Genomic DNA, 20,941 nt, shown 5'->3' with positions numbered 1-20,941 from the left:
TGATGGCCGCATGCTCGGCTTCGTTAATGACGCCAGAATTTCAAAAGAAAATGGAACGATTGAATCTTTTTTCCTGGCAGAACCGAAAAAGATGCTAGAWTTGTTTTCAGGCAATCGTCCAACAATTGTTATCAGATTATCAGATATTAAAGTCATTGGTAAAGATGTTGTCATCGTTCAGTCCAGAGGTTCTGAACAGGGATAAGCATTGAATATTCAACGCTTGATTGGTACAATATATAGACAATACCCATATCAAAAAGTTAGGAACTTCTAAAAATGCCAATACAGCGTAAACTTCAACAAATACAACAGCAAATCAGTCAGGCATGTGCCCGTGCCAATCGTTCTATCAACGATGTTCATATTATAGCAGTCACTAAATCTGTTACTGTAGAGAGAACGCAGGAAGCCCTATATGCAGGACTTAATCATCTTGGAGAAAATCGTCCGGAGGGTTTGCTGGCAAAACAAGCTGAAATTGACACGCCCGCAATCTGGCATTATATCGGTTCATTACAAACACGCAAAGTTAAGCAAGTCATAAACAATGTTCAGGTTTTGCACTCATTGGATCGAATGAGCCTAGCTGACGAAATTCAAAAAAGGGTAACCCAAAAGATTGATTGCTTTGTTCAGGTCAATGTTTCCGGTGAACAAGCTAAGCATGGAATTGAATTGAGGGATGTTCATTCATTCATTGAATCTTTAAGTGACCATCATCAAATACGCATCATTGGATTAATGACTATGGCACCAAATACGTCTGATGAACAAGTGATTCGCAATGTCTTTAAATCTCTCAAGGACATGCAAATGAATATAGCCAGCAAAGGCTATGTACATGCACCTTGTACAGAATTATCTATGGGTATGTCGAATGATTTTGAAATCGCAATAGAAGAAGGCGCCACATACGTCCGAATCGGTACAGCACTAGTCGGAGATGAAAGTGAGGATCTTACATGAGTATGAAAAATAAATTCAAAAACTTTTTTTACTTAGATGAAGAAGAAGAAATTCCAACAACGAATGAACGCAGAAAAGAGTCTCAGCCAATGCCTCAACCGACTGTTCGCAAAACGACAAAGGAAAGAAGAGTTGTGCAAGCAGAGTCAAATACAACGCCAAACATTGTGAGCCTCCAAAACTTACAAAAATCTTCAAAAGTAATCTTGGTGGAACCACGGGTGTATGCTGAAGCACAAGATATTTCGGAGCATTTGAAAAACAAACGTGCAGTTGTGGTCAATTTACAACGTATCGATAAAGATCAGGGAATTCGGATTGTGGATTTTTTAAGTGGAACCGTGTATGCTTTAGGCGGAGATATTCAGCGAATTGGCACCGATATTTTCTTGTGTGCACCCGATACCGTTGAAGTGGCTGGAGCCATTTCCGACTACTTTTATGATGACATACAATAATTGAGGTGTAATTAGTACTTATGGATTTTGTAATTTATATACTTAATGAAGCAATTTATGTGTATTCAATTTTACTGATCATCTATATTTTCATGTCTTGGGTACCAAGTGTGAAAGAATCGAGTATCGGTCGGATGTTTGAAAAAATATGCGAACCGTACTTAGAAGTGTTCAGACGCTTTATCCCACCTTTTGGAATGATTGATGTATCGCCAATTGTGGCTATACTTGTTTTAAACCTCGCACGTGGAGGATTGGCAACTTTAAGTGGACTTGTCTAACAGATTGCCTCACTTTCGTGGGGCTTTTTTTGACCATTGAAAGGAAGAGCAAAGATGGAACAAGTTTTGCAACATTTCCGTAAAGACGAACAATCATTTATCGAACAAGTCAGCGGATGGCTTAGGGAGACACAGGATCGCTATGCGCCAAAGTTGACTGATTTTTTAGATCCAAGACAGCAATTTATCGTACATGCCCTTAYCGGTCAGAATGGAGATGTGTTAACGACGGCTTTTGGTGAATTTCCGGAAGCTGAAAGAAAACGTATGCTTATTTCCCCTTCATATTTCGCTGCGACTGATGATGACTATGACATCACAATGTTTTCGATTAAATACCCTTCGAAATTCATCAACATTGAGCACCCCGATGTTTTAGGCTCCCTTATGTCATTAGGATTGGATCGATCAAAATTCGGAGATATTCGCGTTGACGACAATCGAATTGAATTTGCGGTAGCTTCGGAAGTTGCAGATTTTGTGCGGATGCATCTTACCTCCATTGGCAAAGCCAAAGTTCATGTTGAAGAACTGCAACCTGATCATTCCTATCTAGAAAACCAGGATGTTTGGGTGGAGGAAACGCATACGGTAAGCTCAATGCGAATTGATACCATCATCGCTTCTCTATTTAATGTTTCCAGACAGAAAGCATCGCTGTTGGTTCATGGCGGAAAAGTGAAAGTGAACTGGACTGTTCGCGAACAACCATCATTCGAACTGCATGAATCCGATTTGCTATCTATTAGGGGCTATGGGAGAATTCGGATTGGCATGATTGAAGGACGTACAAAGAAAGACAAAATACGACTACAAATAGGGCGAATCGAACAAAATTCGTGAAATATATTCAAGAAAATTCGAATTATTGATGTCATCAACCACAATGAACGGTATAATAGTGGGAAATGATGCAGTAAGTAAAGGGGAGATTTTTGAAATGCCGCTATCACCACTAGATATTCATAACAAAGAGTTTGGTCGGGGGTTCCGAGGCTATAATGAAGATGAAGTCAACGAATTTTTGGACCAAGTGATTAAAGATTTCGAACTTCTAATCAAAGATAAAAAAGAATTGGAAGAGAAATTGAAGTCGTCAAGTGAGCGAGTTGGCCATTTCACAACTATTGAAATGACACTTCAGAAGTCAATCGTGGTTGCACAAGAAGCTGCAGAAGAAGTACGTCGAAACTCTCAAAAAGAAGCAAAGTTAATTGTTAAAGAAGCTGAGAAAAATGCGGACCGTATCGTAAATGAAGCGTTGACGAAAGCTCGCCGCATTGCCCTCGAGATCGAAGATTTGAAAAAGCAATCAAAAGTTTTCCGTAATCGTTTCAAAATGTTGGTGGAAGCACAACTTGATTTAATTAACACTGATGATTGGGATCACTTGATGCAATATGAAGTGGACACAACTCAGCTGGAAAGAATGGATTCAAAAGAAGACTAAGCACAGCTTGACGATTATGGAATCATTCCCTATAATATCTACATATTATAAGAAAAGCGAAGAACGTCTATATAGCAGGCGTTTGTAGCTAGACATAGTGAAACTATACACATTATTTTATATTAATACGCTGAAAGAGACAGTAGTTTGAAAGCACAGAAAAGCGATCCGGGGATGGTGGAAGCCCGGACAGGCGGCAATCAAATGAAAATCACTCTTGAGTAAAATCGCTGAACTTGATTTTGTAAGTGATTTCGGATTCACACCGTTAACGTGATCTAAGCTGGCAACTTCTTCATGTTGCAATTAGGGTGGTACCGCGAGTTATAACTTCTCGTCCCTTCATTGGGATGAGGAGTTTTTTTGTTTAGTTTAAGTTGATTGTCCCTGCAAGCATTGCGCTTGTCACATTAAAAGGAGGTTTTTTAATTGGAATATAAAAATACGTTATTGATGCCAAAAACTGAGTTCCCAATGCGCGGTGGTTTACCTACACGTGAACCGGCGATGCAAGAAAAATGGAATGAAATGAAACTTTATGAAAAAGTACTGGAGCGTACCAAAGACCGCCCGAGTTTCATTTTACATGACGGTCCTCCATATGCGAACGGCGATATTCACATGGGTCATGCTATGAACAAAGTGCTTAAAGACATGATTGTACGACACAAATCTATGACTGGTTATTATGCACCGTATGTTCCTGGTTGGGATACGCACGGTCTTCCGATTGAGCAAGCTTTAACGAATAAAGGTGTCAATCGCAAAGAAATGACTGTAGCAGAATTCCGGAACTTGTGTGAAACATATGCTTATGAACAAATTGACCGTCAACGTGAACAATTTAAACGTCTTGGTGTGCAAGGTGATTGGGAAAATCCATATGTGACATTGAAACCAGCGTATGAATCCCGTCAAATTGAAGTGTTCGGTGAAATGGCACGTAAAGGCTATATCTATAAAGGTTTAAAACCAGTTTATTGGTCTCCATCAAGTGAATCTGCTTTAGCAGAAGCTGAAATCGAATACCAGAACAAAAAATCTCCTTCTATCTACGTAAGTTTTGAAGTGACAGATGGTAAAGGCGTAGTTGCTGAAGGTACTAAAATTATTATTTGGACGACTACACCTTGGACAATTCCAGCTAATCTTGGAATTTCAGTCAATCCGGAATTCGACTATGTAATTGTGGAAGTTGCATCAACGCGCTACCTTGTAGCAAAAGCATTACTGGAGACTGTGGTAACTGCGCTTGAATGGGATTCTTATGAGATTGTTCAGACGTTAAAAGGTGAACAAATGGATCGCATGGTAGCCAAACACCCTTTATATGATCGTGATTCGCTTGTAATGCTCGGGGACCATGTAACGGACGAGGGCGGTACTGGATGTGTTCATACAGCTCCTGGACACGGGGAAGAAGACTTCCAAGTTGGTAAAGCGTATGGACTTGAAGTACTTTCACCGATCGATGACCGTGGCGTATTGACTGCTGAAGCACCTGGCTTCGAAGGGTTATTCTATGATAAAGCCAATAAAGTTATCACAGAAGCTTTGGATGCTGCTGGTGCATTAGAAAAACTTACATTCTTTACACACTCGGCACCTCATGACTGGCGCACTAAAAAGCCGGTTATTTTCCGTGCAACAGCTCAGTGGTTTGCTTCAGTTGAAGCATTCCGCGACCAATTATTAAAAGCAATTAAGGATACATCATTCACTCCAGCATGGGGTGAGACTCGTCTCTTCAACATGGTCCGTGACCGTGGAGACTGGTGTATCTCACGACAACGTGTATGGGGTGTTCCAATCCCTGTCTTCTATGCGGAAGATGGAGAACCAATTTTAACAGAAGAAACGATTGCCCATGTTTCAAAAATGTTCCGTGAACACGGTTCAACGGTGTGGTTCGAACGTGAAGCGAAAGACTTGCTTCCAGAAGGATTCACACACCCAAATAGTCCAAACGGCCGCTTCACAAAAGAAACGGATATTATGGATGTTTGGTTTGATTCAGGATCTTCTCACCAAGCTGTACTTGATGAGCGTGAAGATCTTTCGTATCCTGCTGACTTATATTTGGAGGGATCGGATCAATATCGTGGATGGTTTAATTCCTCGTTAACGACAAGTGTTGCCATCAGCGGCCACGCTCCGTACAAAGGATTATTGAGTCATGGTTTCACACTTGATGGAGAAGGGCGCAAGATGAGTAAGTCGATCGGAAACGTAATCGACCCTGCTAAAGTCATGAATCAACTAGGTGCTGACATTCTTCGTCTATGGGTAGCATCTGTCGATTACACTGCGGACGTTCGCGTAACGGACTCGAATTTCAAGCAAGTTGCTGAAGTTTACCGTAAAATCCGTAATACCTTCCGTTTCCTTCATGGGAATGTATCGGACTTCAATCCACAGACCGATCGCGTTGCTTATGAAGATTTACGTGAAGTAGATCAATACATGTTCATGAAACTGCAAGATTTGATCGAAACTGTTCGCAAAGCTTATGACAAGTATGACTTCCCAAGCGTTTACCATGCTGTAAACAATTTTGTATCGTCTGATTTGAGCTCATTCTACTTGGATATTGCAAAAGATGTTGTTTATATCGAAGGTGAAGACAATTCACATCGTCGTGCGATGCAAACTGTCATGTACGATACTTTGATCGCATTGTTGAAAGTGACAACACCAATTTTACCGCATACGACGGATGAGCTATGGGTCTTCATGACACAAGAAACAGAAGAAAGTGTACAACTGACTGACTTCCCTGAAGCGACAACTCATGATTCATTTGCAGGTTTACGTACGAAGTATCAACAATTGATGCTGGTACGTGACGATGTATTGAAAGCTTTGGAAGGAGCGCGTAATGCGAAAGTTATCGGTAAGTCACTTGAAGCAAAAGTTACGCTTTATGTGAAAAAAGAATTAGTGGAAGCATTTGATGCAAGCAAAGTGGACTTTGCACAATTCTTTATCGTGTCGGACTTTACACTTGCAGGTTCAAAAGAAGATGCACCAGCGGATGCTTTAAACCTTGAAGTTTCTTCTGTTGTCGTTACTAAAGCACAAGGTGAAAAATGTGAACGATGCTGGACGATTTCTTCCAAGGTGGGAGAAAACGAAAAACATCCAACATTATGTCCACGATGTGCAGATGTAGTAGAAAAATATTACGTATAAAATATAGGAGGAGCTGGCTTTCGAACATAGCCGGACAAAGTAATCCTCCATTTGAAAGAGCTGCCCTTTTYGGGCAGCTCTTTCTGTCTGTTCATGTTATGTGTTAAACTAGCTAAGATACTTGCGTAACGGAGGAACATACGTGTACATTTTTTATTTAGTAGCAATTGCCGTTGTGGCGATTGATCAATGGACAAAATGGTTAGTTGTAAAAAATATGGAGCTAGGTGAACGAATTGTCTTAATGGACCCTACATTTGCTTTACTTTCCCATCGCAATCGTGGAGCGGCGTGGGGAATGTTGGAAGGGCAGATGTGGCTATTTACAATCGTCACCATCGTCGTGGTCATTGGTATTTTGTATTACTTTCATAAAGAAGCAAAAGGAAAGCCATACTTTCAATTAAGTTTGATGGTTTTACTGGGTGGTACTCTTGGGAATTTTATTGATCGTGTGTTCCGTGGTGAAGTAGTGGATTTTGCTGACGTTCTTATCCCGGTCATTAATTATGAATTCCCGATTTTTAACGTTGCTGATGCAGCATTAACCATCGGCGTGATTATGCTCATCGTCGTATTGTATTTTGAAGAAAAAGCAGAAAAAGCTGCAAAGAGAAAAGGTGAATAGATGGAAGATTTTACGTATAAGATTTCAGAACAACAAAAAGGTGAACGAATCGATAAAGCATTGGCAACACTTGAAGCGGATTGGTCTCGCAGTCAAATTCAAATTTGGCTGAAAGATGGAGCGGTTCTGGTCAACGGCGAATCAGCAAAATCGAATTACAAAGTAAAACCAAATGATGTTATTAATGTTACTGTACCGGATGCAGAAATTCTGGATATCGAAGCAGAAGACTTAAACCTTGAAATCGTTTATGAAGATGAAGATGTTTTAGTGGTGAATAAACCACGCGGCATGGTCGTACATCCTGCTCCTGGCCATACTTCAGGAACACTTGTAAATGGTTTGATGCATCAAGTGAAGGATTTGTCAGGTATTAATGGTGTTATGCGTCCAGGAATTGTACACCGTATCGATAAAGATACTTCAGGCTTATTAATGGTTGCAAAAAATGATAAAGCGCATGAATCATTAGTAGATCAATTGGTGAAAAAGACAGTTACTCGAAAATATACAGCTTTAGTCCATGGGCATATTCCACATGACAAAGGAACTGTTGATGCACCAATCGGACGTGATGCACGTGATCGTCAAAGCATGGCTGTCATTGATAAAGGTAAACATGCCGTAACGCATTTCCGTGTTTTGGAACGCTTTGGCAACTTCACTTTGGTTGAGTGCCGTCTGGAAACAGGCCGTACACATCAGATTCGTGTGCATATGAAATACATTGGTTTCCCGCTTGCAGGTGACCCTAAGTATGGACCGAAAAAAACGATTGATTTTGACGGTCAAGCGTTGCATGCCGGGGTTCTAGGTTTCATTCATCCTCGTACGGAAGAGTACTTGGAATTTGAAGCGCCGTTGCCTGTAGAGTTCCAGGCTTTGCTAGAAGAAATGAAATCAGATGTTGACAGCAAAGAAAAGTAAATCTATACTTATAAAAAGTGTAGAGCGCAATTCAAAGCTCATACTCGAAATTCCTAAACAATACAAAATTTAATAGAACACCTTTAAAAACAGTCCAGAGAGGCTGAGAAGGTAACAGTGAACGTATAAAAACACATGCTGTGTGTTACTATACGCCTAATTTTCTGCATTCACACCCTCTCATCCATTTTCGGACGAGAGGGTTTTTATTTTGCGAAAAATAATGACTAGCTACAAGCGGCAGCCCGAGAATGACGCTTTACGCTTTTCTAATTAAAGGAGAATCTGCAATGGTTGAAAAAGCGAATATTTTGGATGAACAAGCAATTAACCGTGCATTGACACGGATTGCTCATGAAATTATTGAACGCAACAAAGGAATAGAGAATTGCATTCTCGTCGGCATCAAAACTAGAGGCGCTTATTTGGCGAATCGGCTAGCTGCCAAAATTGAAAAAATTGAAGGAAAGTCAATCAAAGCAGGCGAGCTGGATATTACCTTATATAGAGACGACCTATCCATGAAAACTGAAAACAAAGAGCCACTCGTTCAACAAGTGGATATTCAACATGTTGTGACCAACCAGAAAGTGATTTTGGTTGATGACGTATTGTATACTGGCCGAACAGTAAGAGCCGCAATGGATGCGGTCATGGATTTGGGAAGACCATCACAAATTCAATTGRCAGTCTTAATCGATCGGGGTCATCGGGAATTGCCAGTACGCGCAGACTATGTCGGGAAAAATATCCCGACGGCAAGCTTGGAAAGAATCGTGGTCCGTTTGCAGGAAACAGATCATGAAGACAGTGTAACAATTTACGAATAGATGATTGGAGGAGAATGGGATGGCAAACACACAAACAATTTTGGACATACATGATAGGCCTTCAGCAGGTAAGTTGACAACACTAAGTATCCAACATATGTTCGCCATGTTTGGGGCGACAATACTGGTTCCACAATTGGTTGGTCTAAGTCCAGCGATTGCGTTATTGACTAGCGGTATTGCGACACTGATCTTTATGTTTGTAACGAAATTTCAAGTTCCAGCTTATCTAGGTTCTTCATTTGCCTTCATCTTACCGATTCAAATGGCTACAAAGGAAGGTGGAATCGGAAGTGCCATGGTTGGCAGTCTATTCGTCGCAATCGTCTACTTTATCGTGTCTTTGATAATTTGGAAAACAGGCTATAAATGGATTATGAAAATTTTACCGCCAATCGTGGTTGCGCCCGTGATCATAGTTATCGGCTTGGCATTATCTCCTGTTGCCATCGATATGGCGATGAACATCGATCCGGATTTGGACGGAATAAAAGAATACAGCATGTTGCACTTCTCTGCTGCTTTGGTGACATTGGCTGCAGCCGTTGTCGCGACATTGTTCTTCAGAGGAATCATCAGCTTAATGCCGGTTCTAATCGGAATCATCGTTGGATACGTGTACTCCTTGATTATCGGTATTGTCAACTTCGAACCAGTAACAAAAGCAAACTGGTTGTCAGCTCCTGAATTCCTGATTCCCGGAGTACACTATGAATTTATCATCACACCGACATTGCTTTGGTTGATGGTACCAATCGCGATTGTGACCATTTCAGAACATATCGGTCATCAATTGGTTTTAGGGAAAATCGTAAACCGCAATTACATAAAAGAGCCAGGACTTCATCGTTCATTGCTCGGTGACGGTCTTGGTACTTTCATCAGCGGTCTGTTGGGAGGACCTCCGAAAACAACCTACGGTGAAAACATCGGAGTGCTAGCGATTACCCGAGTATACAGCGTGTATGTCATTGGGGGAGCGGCTATTCTTGCTATCGTCTTTTCATTCTTCGGCAAAGTCATGGCACTCATTGCAACGATTCCAACTCCAGTGCTTGGCGGAATTTCGATTTTGCTCTTCGGGATTATTGCGTCCTCAGGTCTGCGTATGTTGGTTGATAACAAGATTGATTTTGGAGACAAGCGTAACTTGGTCATTTCATCCATCATCCTGGTAATCGGGATTGGAGGAGCGAAATTACACTTCACCGAAACGTTTGAAGTCGGTGGAATGGCATTGGCTGCCTTGGTGGGTGTTCTACTAAACTTAGTGCTACCAGGTAAACCGCAAGAAGCCATCGATTCATTGGAAGATAAATCAAATACAACATCCTTTTAATACCTAGTCCAGAGAGGCAGGAAAAGGGAAACCAACTGGTAGAGCTCCGTGACAACATGGATCTTTGCTTGAAGGTACCCCTACAGCCTCTCAACACTTGTTGAGAGGTTTTCTTTAAGAAATACGGGAGGCTATAAAAGTGAAGCATCTATTAAGCATGAAAGACCTAAACAATACAGACATACAAACGATATTAAGTCGTGCATCACAATTTCAACAGCAAGTTTCCGCTGATTGGACTAAACAATACACAGTAGCGAATTTATTTTTTGAACCGAGTACACGAACAAAAATGAGTTTTGAGATGGCAGAGCGGAAACTTGGACTGAACGTACTTCCATTCGAAGCAGGAACATCGAGCACGCTAAAAGGTGAAACTTTATACGACACAGTAAAAACATTAGAAGCAATCGGTGTGGATGCAGTGGTCATAAGGCATGAACAAGATGGTTTCTATGAAGGGCTACTAGATGGAGTCAACGTAGCGATCATCAATGGTGGAGATGGCTCGGGTCAGCACCCTACTCAATGTTTGCTTGATCTTTTTACCATACAACAAGAGTTTGGAAAGTTTGAAGGGCTACAAATAGCAATCGTTGGGGATATTGGACATAGTCGGGTAGCCAAATCGAATGCGGAAGCGCTGACAAGATTAGGTGCTCATGTCACGTTCCTTTGTCCCCCTGAATGGCAAGGCAACTTCGATGCAGCAAACACATGGGACAACATACTGCCGAGTGCGGATGTAGTGATGCTTTTACGAGTGCAACATGAGCGGCACGATACCCAGTCTGATTTTTCAAAGGAAAGATATCATCAAACATATGGTTTGACTCAATCACGTTATGAAAAATTGAAGCCGACGGCCATCATCATGCATCCTGCTCCAATTAACCGGGATGTGGAAATAGCAGACGAGCTAGTGGAAAGTGAAAAATCACGCATATTTAAACAAATGCATAACGGTGTGTTCATACGCATGGCCATACTGGAATCCGTTTTGAAGGGGAGATCATGATGAAAAAATTCATAGAAAACATTAAATTGCTCAATGACAATAACGAATTGATGGAGGGATCCATCCTGATCGACAATGGACGCATTATAGAAGTGAATCCAAAAGCAACACCAGAAGCGGATGAAATCATAGATGGCAAAGGACATTTCGTTTCTGCAGGATTCATCGATGTCCATGTCCACTTACGCGAGCCGGGTGGCGAGCAAAAAGAAACGATTCAAACGGGTACACATGCCGCGGCAAAAGGCGGTTACACTACCATTTGCGCAATGCCAAATACTAGACCAGTACCGGATACGGTAGAAAATCTAAGTCATGTCAACCGTCTGATTGAGGAGAATGCAGTGATTCGTGTACTGCCTTATGCCTCGATTACGATTCGAGAAGCCGGGAAAGAACGAACAGATCTGGCTGCCTTGAAAGAACATGGTGCATTTGCTTTTACGGATGATGGAGTAGGTGTACAACAGGCTGGCATGATGTTTGAAGCAATGAAGGACGCAGCGAAGCTGAATATGCCGATTGTTGCCCATTGCGAAGACAATACATTGATTTACTCAGGCGTCATGCACGAAGGGACGAAAAATAAAGAATTGGGTCTTAAAGGGATTCCATCCATCGCGGAATCTGTGCATATTGCGAGAGATATTTTACTAGCTGAAGCAGCAGGGGCACACTATCATGTTTGCCACGTAAGTACGAAAGAATCTGTCCGAGTAATCAGAGATGCCAAAAAGGCTGGGGTTCGAGTAACTGCTGAAGTCAGTCCACACCACCTACTATTATGTGAAGACGACATTCCAGGAAACGATGGGAACTGGAAAATGAATCCACCACTGCGAGCTAAAGAAGATTTGCAAGCTTTAATCGAAGGATTGGAAGATGGGACACTTGATTTTATCGCCACAGATCATGCCCCTCATACAGAACAGGAAAAAGGCAACGGCATGGAACAAGCACCATTTGGAATCGTCGGATTGGAAACAGCTTTCCCGCTGCTGTATACCCATTTTGTGAAAAGTGGAAAATGGACGTTAGCTCAATTGGTTGAATGGATGACGAGAAAACCGGCAGATGTTTTCGGACTGCCTTATGGTCGTCTGCATATGGGCGAATCAGCGGACTTAGTATTCATTGACTTGTCGAGAGAACAAAATATTGAAACTGCAACATTTGTGTCAAAAGGAAAAAATACACCGTTCCAAAATTGGACATGTACCGGTTGGCCGGTTATGACGATGTTTGAAGGTAATGTAATTTGGCAGGAGGAGAAATAATGATGAAAAGAAGCCTCATTTTAGAAACTGGAGATGTGTTTAATGGAACTGCATTCGGAAGTTTGAATGCCAGTGAAGGAGAAGTCGTTTTCACGACGGGTATGACAGGCTACCAGGAGACTCTATCGGACCCATCTTACTGCGGTCAAATTGTTACGATGACTTATCCATTGATCGGCAATTACGGAATAAATCGAGATGATTTTGAATCAATCGAACCGGCAATCAAAGGAATGGTTGTCCGTGAACTGGCAAACACACCATCCAACTTCAGAAGCGATGCGACACTCAATGACTTGTTCGTAGTGAAAAACATTCCCGGCATTGAAGGAGTGGATACACGTAAACTGACGCGAATTATTCGTGAATTTGGTTCGGTAAAAGGCCATATCAGTGAAGCGGGTGCTGATGTACAAGTGGAAGAAGTAGTCGCACGATTAAAGAATACGATATTCCCGACCGATCAAGTGAAACAAGTGTCAACGAAACGTCCTTATCCAAGTCCTGGACGAGGTAAGCGTGTAGTACTCGTCGATTTCGGAATGAAACATGGGATTTTGCGTGAACTGAACAAACGGGACTGTGATGTGGTCGTTGTACCGTATAACACAACTGCTGAAGAAATCATGGCAATTTATCCCGACGGCATTATGCTTTCAAATGGCCCTGGAGATCCAAAAGACGTTCCAGAAGCAATCACGATGATACAGAATTTAATCGGGAAGATTCCGATATTCGGAATTTGCCTCGGTCATCAACTCTTTGCCCTTGCAAGTGGCGGAGATACATTCAAATTGAAATTTGGACACCGTGGAGCAAACCATCCAGTAAAAGATTTGGAGTCTGGCAAAACGGAAATGACTTCCCAAAACCATGGCTATGCAGTGGATCCTGAATCATTGAAAGAAACGCGTTTGAAAGTTACGCACACTGCCTTGAATGACGGCACAGTGGAAGGCTTAAAACATTTGGATGCTGCCGCTTTTACAGTGCAATACCATCCTGAAGCATCACCTGGACCAGAAGATTCCAATCACTTATTTGATCGATTCATCGAATTAATGAACGCCAATGTGAAAGGGGAAAAAAAACATGCCTAAACGTAAAGATATAGAAACCATTCTCGTCATCGGATCCGGTCCGATTGTCATCGGTCAAGCAGCTGAATTTGACTATGCTGGAACACAAGCTTGTCTAGCTTTAAAAGAAGAAGGCTATCGTGTCATTCTCATCAACTCAAATCCAGCAACTATCATGACTGATACTGAAATTGCGGACAAAGTCTATATCGAACCGATTACATTGGATTTCGTAAGTCGAATTTTACGCAAAGAACGTCCAGATGCCCTTCTACCTACTTTAGGTGGACAAACTGGCTTGAACATGGCGATTGAATTGGACGAATCAGGAATTCTGCAAGAGTTGAACATTGAAATACTAGGCACGAAATTGGAAGCTATTCATAAAGCGGAAGATCGTGATTTATTCCGTACACTGATGAACGACTTGAACGAACCCGTTCCAGAAAGTGACATCATTCATAACATGCAGGAAGCCGAGGCATTCGTTAAACGAATCGGTTACCCTGTCATCGTCCGTCCTGCATTTACGCTTGGGGGAACTGGTGGAGGAATATGCCACAACGACGAAGAGCTTCTTGAAACAGTGACGAGTGGTCTGAAATACAGTCCTGTTACTCAGTGTCTACTTGAAAAATCAATCGCTGGCTTCAAAGAAGTAGAATACGAGGTTATGAGAGACTCCAATGACAATGCCATCGTAGTCTGTAACATGGAAAACGTTGACCCGGTAGGTATTCATACAGGAGATTCCATCGTCGTTGCGCCAAGTCAGACTTTATCAGACCGTGAGTATCAAATGTTGCGCAATGTCTCCCTTAAAATTATCCGCGCATTAAAAATCGAAGGTGGCTGTAATGTTCAGTTAGCACTGGATCCATACAGCTTCAACTACTACATCATTGAAGTGAATCCAAGGGTAAGCCGTTCGTCTGCACTGGCTTCAAAAGCGACAGGTTACCCAATCGCCAAACTGGCTGCTAAGATTGCTGTCGGTTTGACACTGGATGAAATGATGAATCCGGTTACCGGCAAAACTTATGCATGCTTTGAGCCTGCGCTTGATTATGTCGTTACTAAAATTCCGCGCTGGCCATTTGATAAATTCGAATCGGCTAAACGAAATTTAGGAACACAAATGAAAGCAACAGGAGAAGTAATGGCGATGGGAAGAACGTTCGAGGAATCTATTCTGAAAGCCGTGCGTTCACTTGAGACAGGTCAATTCCATTTAGATCTGAAAAACGCGGATGCCATGTCAGATGAATGGATTGAAAAACGTATCCGACGTGCAGGTGATGAACGACTGTTCTTCATCGGGGAAGCTTTAAGACGAGGAGTCACGATTGACACCATACATGAGTGGAGTCAAATCGATTTATTCTTCCTCAATAAATTTCAAAATATCGTGAAGTACGAAGAAGTGGTTTCTAGCCATCCGTTTGATTTCGAAGTGGCGAAAAAGGCGAAGCGCATGGGGTTTGCAGATGCAAYGCTAGCAGCATTATGGAATAGCGATGAATTGACTATCTACAACTGGAGAAAAGAACTGAACTTGATTCCAGTCTTTAAAATGGTGGATACATGTGCGGCAGAATTTGAATCGGAAACACCTTATTTCTACGGAACATACGAAGATGAAAATGAATCAATCAAGACAGATAAAGAAAGTGTCATCGTGCTTGGTTCAGGACCAATCCGAATCGGTCAAGGTGTCGAGTTTGACTATGCAACCGTACATTCTGTATGGGCAATCAAAGAAGCAGGTTATGAAGCCATCATTATCAATAGCAACCCAGAAACAGTATCAACGGATTTCTCCATCTCGGACAAGCTTTATTTTGAACCTTTAACAATTGAAGATGTCATGCACATAGTGGATCTGGAACAACCAAAAGGCGTTGTCGTTCAGTTCGGAGGACAAACAGCCATCAACTTAGCGGATAAACTGCAGGAACGTGGTGTTCAAATCCTGGGAACTTCTTTGGAAGATCTGGACCGTGYAGAAAATCGCGATAAATTTGAACGTGCACTGCATGAAATCGGTATTCCACAACCAATGGGCAAGACAGCTGTTTCATCAGAACAAGCAGTGGCAATCGGCAATGAAATCGGCTATCCGGTACTAGTTCGTCCTTCATACGTCTTAGGCGGACGTGCTATGCAAATTGTTTACAATCAAGAAGAACTTGCTCATTACATGGAGCATGCAGTTCAGGCAAGTCCGGAACATCCAGTATTGGTCGACCGTTATTTAACTGGTACCGAAATTGAAGTCGATGCCATCTCAGACGGAGAAAATGTATGCATTCCAGGAATTATGGAACATATCGAACGAGCGGGTGTTCACTCGGGTGACTCGATTGCAGTCTATCCACCACAGAATTTAACGTGCGAACAAGTGAATACGCTCGTGGATTACACGACTCGACTTGCAAAAGGCCTGAACATCATTGGTTTACTGAATATCCAATATGTTATCTCTAAAGGCGAAGTTTATGTGATTGAAGTGAATCCACGTTCAAGCCGAACGGTTCCTTTCCTAAGTAAGATTACGAATATTCCAATGGCGAAGATTGCGACAAAAGCAATTTTGGGACAATCGCTCCCTTCTCAAGGAATTGCAAATGGACTTGCGCCTTCACCTAGAGGTGTTTTCGTGAAAGTACCAGTATTCAGCTTTGCGAAACTGCGCCGAGTGGATATTACATTGGGACCTGAAATGAAATCGACCGGGGAAGTCATGGGGAAAGATATCACGCTTGAAAAAGCGCTTTATAAAGGCTTAGTGGCTGCAGGAATGGAAATCAAAGATCACGGTTCAGTATTGATGACGATCGCCGACAAGGATAAAGAAGAAGCAGTATCGATTGCGAATCGCTTCACGTCGATCGGTTACAGAATTCTTGCTACTGAAGGAACGGCAAATGCCTTAAAAGAAGCGGGAATACCTGTTACAACAGTTAATAAAATTGGTAGTGAAGGTCCGACTTTACTGGATTACATCCAAAAAGGAGACGCCCAGTTCGTCATTAACACGTTAACAAAAGGTAAATTGCCGGAGAGTGATGGGTTCCGAATTCGACGTGAGTCTGTAGAAAATGGAATTCCTTGCTTAACATCGCTGGACACAGCAGAAGCGATGTTACGAGTCATTGAATCGATGACATTCCAAGCCGAGGAGATGCCGACACAGGGGGTTTTTGGATGATTAAACAAGAGCGCATGCGCATCGTCAAACATAAAGAAATCGCTCAAAATATTTTCGAAATGACGGTGAGTGGCCAACTTGTACAGGACATGACAAGTCCGGGTCAATTTGTTCACATCCGTGTTTCGGATAGCTATGAGCCTTTGCTCCGCAGACCAATCAGCATTGCGTCAATTGACCGAGATGTGTTGGAGTTCACAATGATTTATCGTGCTGAAGGCCGAGGAACTTCATTGCTCGCGCTTAAAATGGTTGGAGAAGAAATAGATATTTTGGGTCCTCTTGGCAACGGCTTTCCCGTTGAGGAAGCAACACCCGGTGAAACAGTTGTGTTGATTGGAGGGGGAATCGGTGTTCCTCCTTTATATGAACTATCTAAAAGACTTGTTGATAAAGGTGTCAAACCGATTCATGTACTTGGCTTCCAGTCAAAAGAAGCTGTCTTTTACGAAGATTTCTTCCGAGAACTTGGTGAAACGCATATTGTCACAGTAGATGGATCACACGGTCAACAAGGATTTGTCACGACGGTGCTATCTGAATTACAACCCGAATTTTCATCATACTTCACGTGTGGTCCAACTGGAATGCTTGCGGCTATTCAGAATATGTATCCGGATCGAAAAGGATTTCTATCGTTTGAAGAACGCATGGGTTGCGGACTTGGAGCTTGTTTCGCTTGTGTCTGCAAAACCACTGATCAAACAGAAGTGGACTATGTAAAAGTGTGCTCGGATGGTCCAGTATTTCCTGCAGGGGTGGTGTCCGTATGAATCGATTAGCGATAGAATTACCAGGATTATCATTGAAAAATCCAATTATGCCGGCTTCCGGGTGTTTCGGATTTGGCAAAGAATATGCTCGGTTGTATGACTTATCAAAACTTGGCGCGATTATGATCAAAGCAACGACACTTGAGACGCGTYTAGGAAATCCTACACCACGTGTTGCAGAAACTTCATCCGGAATGCTGAATGCAATTGGACTTCAAAATCCAGGTCTGGAAAAAGTGATTGCTGAAGAGCTGAAGTGGCTGGAGCAATATGATGTGCCGATCATTGCAAATGTTGCCGGTACGTTGACGGAAGACTATGTGGAAGTTGCGAAACATATATCAAAAGCAAAAAATGTCCATGCTTTGGAATTGAATATTTCTTGTCCGAACGTAAAATGCGGAGGCATTACTTTTGGAACCGATCCGTCGGTTGCTGCAGAACTGACTGCCGCCGTAAAAGAAGTTTCGGAAGTTCCGGTTTATGTGAAATTATCCCCGAACGTAACCGATATAGGTGAAATTGCTCGAGCAGTTGAGGCTGGTGGAGCTGATGGCATAACGATGATTAATACGCTCATTGGAATGCGACTGGATACAAGAACAGGGAGACCTGTCATTGCCAACGGGACTGGAGGGTTATCGGGTCCTGCAGTCAAACCTGTAGCTTTGCGTATGGTTTATGAAGTTGCCAAACAAGTGTCTATTCCAATCATTGGAATGGGGGGCGTTGCGACGGTTGACGATGTCATTGATTTCATGTCGGCAGGCGCAAGTGCCGTAGCTGTAGGAACAGCAAACTTCGTTGATCCATTTGTTTGTCCGACGATCATTGATCAATTACCTGAGAAACTCGATTGGTTAGGTCTGAATCATATCTCAGAATTAGTGGGGAGGAGTCACCGATGAACAATCAAAACCCTATAATAGCGCTTGATTTTTCAACAAAAAATGAGGTCATCCACTTTTTGAAGCCGTTTGATGAAAAACTGTTTGTCAAAGTTGGCATGGAACTTTATTTACAAGAAGGACCATCGATCGTAACGGACTTAAAAGGAATGGGACACGACGTTTTCCTGGATTTGAAACTGCACGATATTCCGAATACAGTCAAATCCGCCATGCGCGGACTTGCTAAGCTTGGTGCAGATATGGTGAACGTCCATGCAGCAGGTGGGTTGCAAATGATGGAGAGTGCATTAGAAGGACTAGAAGCGGGAACTGCAACAGGAAAACAACGACCATTACTTATCGGGGTTACACAATTGACCTCAACAAGCGAACAGCAAATGATAAATGAACAGAAAATCAATTTAACTTTACAGGAATCTGTTCGTCATTATGCAAGCCTTTCAAAACAGGCAGGTCTCGATGGAGTCGTTTGTTCGGTATTGGAAGCGGCAGACATTAAACGAGTTTGCGGGGAAGACTTCTTGCGTGTAACACCGGGAATACGATTGACGGATGGTTCAGAACATGACCAAATCCGTATCGCGACACCTGATGTGGCATGTAAAGAAGGTTCTTCCTTGATTGTAGTAGGCAGAGCCATCACTCAATCGGTAAATCCAGTAGAGACATATCATTTGGTGAAACAACAATGGGAGGTTTTACAATGAAAAGTCAGCAACATGAAATAGCAGGAGCATTATTGTCGATAGGTGCTGTGGAATTAAGACCTCAAGATACATTTACATGGACTTCCGGAATATCTTCACCGATTTATTGTGACAACCGTTTGACCATGTCGAGTCCAACTGTACGTATACAAATTGCAGAAGCTTTAGCGGCAAATATCCGTGAGTTTTTCCCGCAAACAGAAGTAGTTGCTGGGACGGCGACAGCGGGCATTCCACACGCTGCGTGGGTAAGTGATGTCCTTAATTTGCCTATGGTCTATGTCCGTTCAAAAGCAAAAGAGCATGGACGTGGCAATCAAATTGAAGGAAAAATTGTACCTGGCCAAAAAGTGATTGTCGTTGAAGATTTGATCTCGACAGGTGGTAGCAGCATCGAGGCCGTTCGTGCGCTGGAACAGCAAGGTTGCGAAGTTCTGGGTGTGGTGTGTATTTTTACTTATCATTTAAAACGAGCGGACGAATTATTTGAAGAAGCAGGAATTCCATATGTCAGCTTAACAAACTTTGATGCATTAATCGAAGAGGCAACTCTTGCGAAGCAAATCGCTGACGATGACAAACCTAAGCTGATGGAATGGCACGAAAAACTGAAATACGGGAAGCTATAAAGACGGACTGAATTTCAGTTACATATAAATGAATCCCTCAAAAAATAGGATGCCAGTGCACTTGTTGCACACAGGCATCCTATTTTTAATCTTACATATCTTTTCTGACTTCTGAAATAATTGAATTCCCATCAGTAATGATTATATACATCATTAATAACGCTAATATGACGAATAAGATCCCTAAAGTAAAATAAACAATTTTTATTAAAACATTGGCCACTTTCAGAGGGAAAATCATTTTGAGAAGAATGACAAAAAACCCGAAAATGAAAATTGTATTGAGCAAACGAAGTTTACTATTCTTCTCTAAAGTTTGTTCTACTTCCTCAACAAATTTCCCATTTATCATATGAATCCCTCCTATTGCAAAGTTAATAGCAAGCAGGGGGGCCATTATATAAAAAAATATTGTTAGAAACATGAGTACTTCCCGCTTTCACTGGTTCCAATTTCCCGTTCTTATCATACACTATAGAATGGTGTTTTTTGCTTTTAAAAGTTATCAGAAAAAGCCATCCAACAATTTGTTGGATGGCTTTCGTGTATCTTATTTTCGAAGGTTCCTCACTAAATCTTCACTTGGTGTCACAAAAACCGTCTTTTGTTCAAAATAAATAACGAATCCGGGTTTTGAGCCATTCGGTTTTTTTACATGGCGTACTTCTGTATAATCCACCGGCACGGAAGAAGAGTCACGTGCTTTACTGAAATATGCTGCCAGTCCCGCTGCTTCCAAAATCGATGTTTCATCCGGTTCATTGTCATGAATGACGACATGGGATCCAGGAATATCTTTTGTATGGAACCAAGTTTGTGATTTATTAGCGATTTTAAATGTTAAATAATCATTTTGCTTGTTATTTTTTCCTACCGAAATTGGCAATCCTGTAGAGGATACGAAATTTTCAGGTGTTGGTTTCACGACTTTCTTTTTCTTTTTCGAAATGCGGGCTTTCATCCAGCCTTGTTCGGCAAGTTCTTCGCGAATCTCTTCAATATCCTGTGGAGATGCTTGCATGACTTGTTGTTGCAGCATTTCCAAATAATCGATATCGTCTTTGGTTTTATCCATTTGTTGTTGCGTTTTCAATAAAGCGGTTTTGGCTTTGTTGTATTTTGTGAAAAAACTTTGTGCATTTTCAACCGGCGTTTTTCTAAGGCTCAATGGGATGGTGATGACGGCATTCTCTTCATCGTAATAATTTATCACTTGAGCTTCGGTCATTCCTTTTTCGAGCGTATAGAGGTTGGCCATCAAA

General features: G+C 42.0%; 21 protein-coding genes and 1 other annotated feature. Of the genes, 19 read left to right on the top strand and 2 right to left on the bottom strand.

All coding sequences use genetic code 11. The annotated features are described in order from the left end of the window. The 19 genes from AC1DSB_RS03550 to pyrE all read left to right on the top strand — a co-directional run. Nucleotides 1-205 (top strand): PRC-barrel domain-containing protein (locus AC1DSB_RS03550; RefSeq protein ID WP_477585767.1); only part of this gene is annotated, 205 nt, incomplete at its 5' end. A gap of 74 nt (nt 206-279) precedes the next feature. After that, complete coding sequence (locus AC1DSB_RS03545; protein WP_016427760.1) at nt 280-969, top strand: YggS family pyridoxal phosphate-dependent enzyme; 690 nt, start codon at nt 280-282, stop codon at nt 967-969. Next, on the top strand, nt 966-1,427 hold the full coding sequence (locus AC1DSB_RS03540; RefSeq protein ID WP_016427759.1) for a cell division protein SepF: 462 nt from the start codon (nt 966-968) through the stop codon (nt 1,425-1,427). The genes AC1DSB_RS03545 and AC1DSB_RS03540 overlap by 4 nt, the downstream gene beginning before the upstream one ends. Nucleotides 1,428-1,447: 20 nt before the next feature. After that, complete coding sequence (locus tag AC1DSB_RS03535; protein WP_016427758.1) at nt 1,448-1,708, top strand: YggT family protein; 261 nt, start codon at nt 1,448-1,450, stop codon at nt 1,706-1,708. A 54-nt stretch (nt 1,709-1,762) separates the two neighbouring features. Beyond that, nucleotides 1,763-2,551 (top strand): YlmH family RNA-binding protein, encoded by a 789-nt coding sequence (locus AC1DSB_RS03530; protein WP_477585765.1) that lies wholly within the window; start codon nt 1,763-1,765, stop codon nt 2,549-2,551. A gap of 97 nt (nt 2,552-2,648) precedes the next feature. Continuing rightward, a complete protein-coding gene (locus AC1DSB_RS03525) occupies nt 2,649-3,158 on the top strand; it encodes a DivIVA domain-containing protein (RefSeq protein WP_016427756.1) in 510 nt (169 codons plus the stop codon). Between the two features lie 121 nt (nt 3,159-3,279). After that, nucleotides 3,280-3,503 (top strand) — a binding site (T-box leader). A gap of 84 nt (nt 3,504-3,587) precedes the next feature. After that, nucleotides 3,588-6,350, top strand: coding sequence for an isoleucine--tRNA ligase (gene ileS / locus AC1DSB_RS03520; protein WP_477531327.1), 2,763 nt, complete (start codon nt 3,588-3,590; stop codon nt 6,348-6,350). Nucleotides 6,351-6,492: 142 nt separating this feature from the next. Next, nucleotides 6,493-6,978, top strand: coding sequence for a signal peptidase II (gene lspA / locus AC1DSB_RS03515; protein ID WP_477531328.1), 486 nt, complete (start codon nt 6,493-6,495; stop codon nt 6,976-6,978). Beyond that, the gene (locus tag AC1DSB_RS03510) at nt 6,979-7,905 is read left to right on the top strand and encodes an RluA family pseudouridine synthase (RefSeq protein ID WP_477531329.1); all 927 of its coding nucleotides are present in this window, start codon (nt 6,979-6,981) and stop codon (nt 7,903-7,905) included. 290 nt (nt 7,906-8,195) lie between these two features. Continuing rightward, complete coding sequence (gene pyrR, locus AC1DSB_RS03505) at nt 8,196-8,735, top strand: bifunctional pyr operon transcriptional regulator/uracil phosphoribosyltransferase PyrR (protein ID WP_477585764.1); 540 nt, start codon at nt 8,196-8,198, stop codon at nt 8,733-8,735. A gap of 19 nt (nt 8,736-8,754) precedes the next feature. Next, a complete protein-coding gene (locus AC1DSB_RS03500) occupies nt 8,755-10,074 on the top strand; it encodes a solute carrier family 23 protein (RefSeq protein WP_477531330.1) in 1,320 nt (439 codons plus the stop codon). A gap of 139 nt (nt 10,075-10,213) precedes the next feature. After that, nucleotides 10,214-11,092, top strand: coding sequence for an aspartate carbamoyltransferase catalytic subunit (locus AC1DSB_RS03495; protein ID WP_477531331.1), 879 nt, complete (start codon nt 10,214-10,216; stop codon nt 11,090-11,092). Continuing rightward, complete coding sequence (locus tag AC1DSB_RS03490) at nt 11,092-12,369, top strand: dihydroorotase (protein ID WP_477531339.1); 1,278 nt, start codon at nt 11,092-11,094, stop codon at nt 12,367-12,369. Before AC1DSB_RS03495 ends, AC1DSB_RS03490 begins: the two co-directional genes overlap by 1 nt. After that, entirely contained in the window at nt 12,369-13,469 is a 1,101-nt protein-coding gene (locus AC1DSB_RS03485; protein ID WP_477531332.1) for a carbamoyl phosphate synthase small subunit, read from the top strand. The genes AC1DSB_RS03490 and AC1DSB_RS03485 overlap by 1 nt, the downstream gene beginning before the upstream one ends. Then, on the top strand, nt 13,462-16,659 hold the full coding sequence (gene carB, locus AC1DSB_RS03480; RefSeq protein WP_477585762.1) for a carbamoyl-phosphate synthase large subunit: 3,198 nt from the start codon (nt 13,462-13,464) through the stop codon (nt 16,657-16,659). The genes AC1DSB_RS03485 and carB overlap by 8 nt, the downstream gene beginning before the upstream one ends. Then, entirely contained in the window at nt 16,656-17,432 is a 777-nt protein-coding gene (locus AC1DSB_RS03475; RefSeq protein ID WP_477531333.1) for a dihydroorotate dehydrogenase electron transfer subunit, read from the top strand. Before carB ends, AC1DSB_RS03475 begins: the two co-directional genes overlap by 4 nt. Then, nucleotides 17,429-18,340 carry a dihydroorotate dehydrogenase gene (locus tag AC1DSB_RS03470; RefSeq protein WP_477531334.1) on the top strand — a complete coding sequence of 304 codons (912 nt, stop codon included), beginning with the start codon at nt 17,429-17,431 and terminating at the stop codon, nt 18,338-18,340. The genes AC1DSB_RS03475 and AC1DSB_RS03470 overlap by 4 nt, the downstream gene beginning before the upstream one ends. Then, the gene (gene pyrF, locus AC1DSB_RS03465) at nt 18,337-19,050 is read left to right on the top strand and encodes an orotidine-5'-phosphate decarboxylase (RefSeq protein WP_477531335.1); all 714 of its coding nucleotides are present in this window, start codon (nt 18,337-18,339) and stop codon (nt 19,048-19,050) included. Before AC1DSB_RS03470 ends, pyrF begins: the two co-directional genes overlap by 4 nt. Next, a complete protein-coding gene (gene pyrE / locus AC1DSB_RS03460) occupies nt 19,047-19,679 on the top strand; it encodes an orotate phosphoribosyltransferase (protein ID WP_477531336.1) in 633 nt (210 codons plus the stop codon). Before pyrF ends, pyrE begins: the two co-directional genes overlap by 4 nt. 91 nt (nt 19,680-19,770) lie before the next feature. On the opposite strand, the gene AC1DSB_RS03455 is transcribed toward pyrE, so the two are convergent. Both AC1DSB_RS03455 and AC1DSB_RS03450 read right to left on the bottom strand, forming a co-directional pair. Then, the gene (locus tag AC1DSB_RS03455; RefSeq protein WP_477531337.1) at nt 19,771-20,031 is read right to left on the bottom strand and encodes a hypothetical protein; all 261 of its coding nucleotides are present in this window, start codon (nt 20,029-20,031) and stop codon (nt 19,771-19,773) included. Between the two features lie 198 nt (nt 20,032-20,229). Continuing rightward, nucleotides 20,230-20,941, bottom strand: a 712-nt coding sequence (locus AC1DSB_RS03450) for an Rqc2 family fibronectin-binding protein (protein WP_477585760.1), incomplete at its 5' end; no start/stop codon positions are given.

It is taken from the genome of Paenisporosarcina sp. P4_E4_2 (assembly GCF_056401595.1).
The sequence above is the reverse complement of the archived record's forward strand: the minus strand, read 5'-3'. Positions and strand labels throughout refer to the sequence as shown.

Excerpts from the sequence above, each read along its gene's own strand:
- AC1DSB_RS03545 (WP_016427760.1), top strand. The coding sequence starts at position 280 with ATGCCAATACAGCGTAAACTTCAACAAATACAACAGCAAATCAGTCAG.
- AC1DSB_RS03540 (WP_016427759.1), top strand. The coding sequence starts at position 966 with ATGAGTATGAAAAATAAATTCAAAAACTTTTTTTACTTAGATGAAGAA.
- AC1DSB_RS03535 (WP_016427758.1), top strand. The coding sequence starts at position 1,448 with ATGGATTTTGTAATTTATATACTTAATGAAGCAATTTATGTGTATTCA.
- AC1DSB_RS03525 (WP_016427756.1), top strand. The coding sequence starts at position 2,649 with ATGCCGCTATCACCACTAGATATTCATAACAAAGAGTTTGGTCGGGGG.
- AC1DSB_RS03510 (WP_477531329.1), top strand. The coding sequence starts at position 6,979 with ATGGAAGATTTTACGTATAAGATTTCAGAACAACAAAAAGGTGAACGA.
- AC1DSB_RS03500 (WP_477531330.1), top strand. The coding sequence starts at position 8,755 with ATGGCAAACACACAAACAATTTTGGACATACATGATAGGCCTTCAGCA.
- AC1DSB_RS03490 (WP_477531339.1), top strand. The coding sequence starts at position 11,092 with ATGAAAAAATTCATAGAAAACATTAAATTGCTCAATGACAATAACGAA.
- AC1DSB_RS03485 (WP_477531332.1), top strand. The coding sequence starts at position 12,369 with ATGATGAAAAGAAGCCTCATTTTAGAAACTGGAGATGTGTTTAATGGA.
- AC1DSB_RS03475 (WP_477531333.1), top strand. The coding sequence starts at position 16,656 with ATGATTAAACAAGAGCGCATGCGCATCGTCAAACATAAAGAAATCGCT.
- pyrF (WP_477531335.1), top strand. The coding sequence starts at position 18,337 with ATGAACAATCAAAACCCTATAATAGCGCTTGATTTTTCAACAAAAAAT.
- pyrE (WP_477531336.1), top strand. The coding sequence starts at position 19,047 with ATGAAAAGTCAGCAACATGAAATAGCAGGAGCATTATTGTCGATAGGT.
- AC1DSB_RS03455 (WP_477531337.1), bottom strand. The coding sequence starts at position 20,031 with ATGATAAATGGGAAATTTGTTGAGGAAGTAGAACAAACTTTAGAGAAG.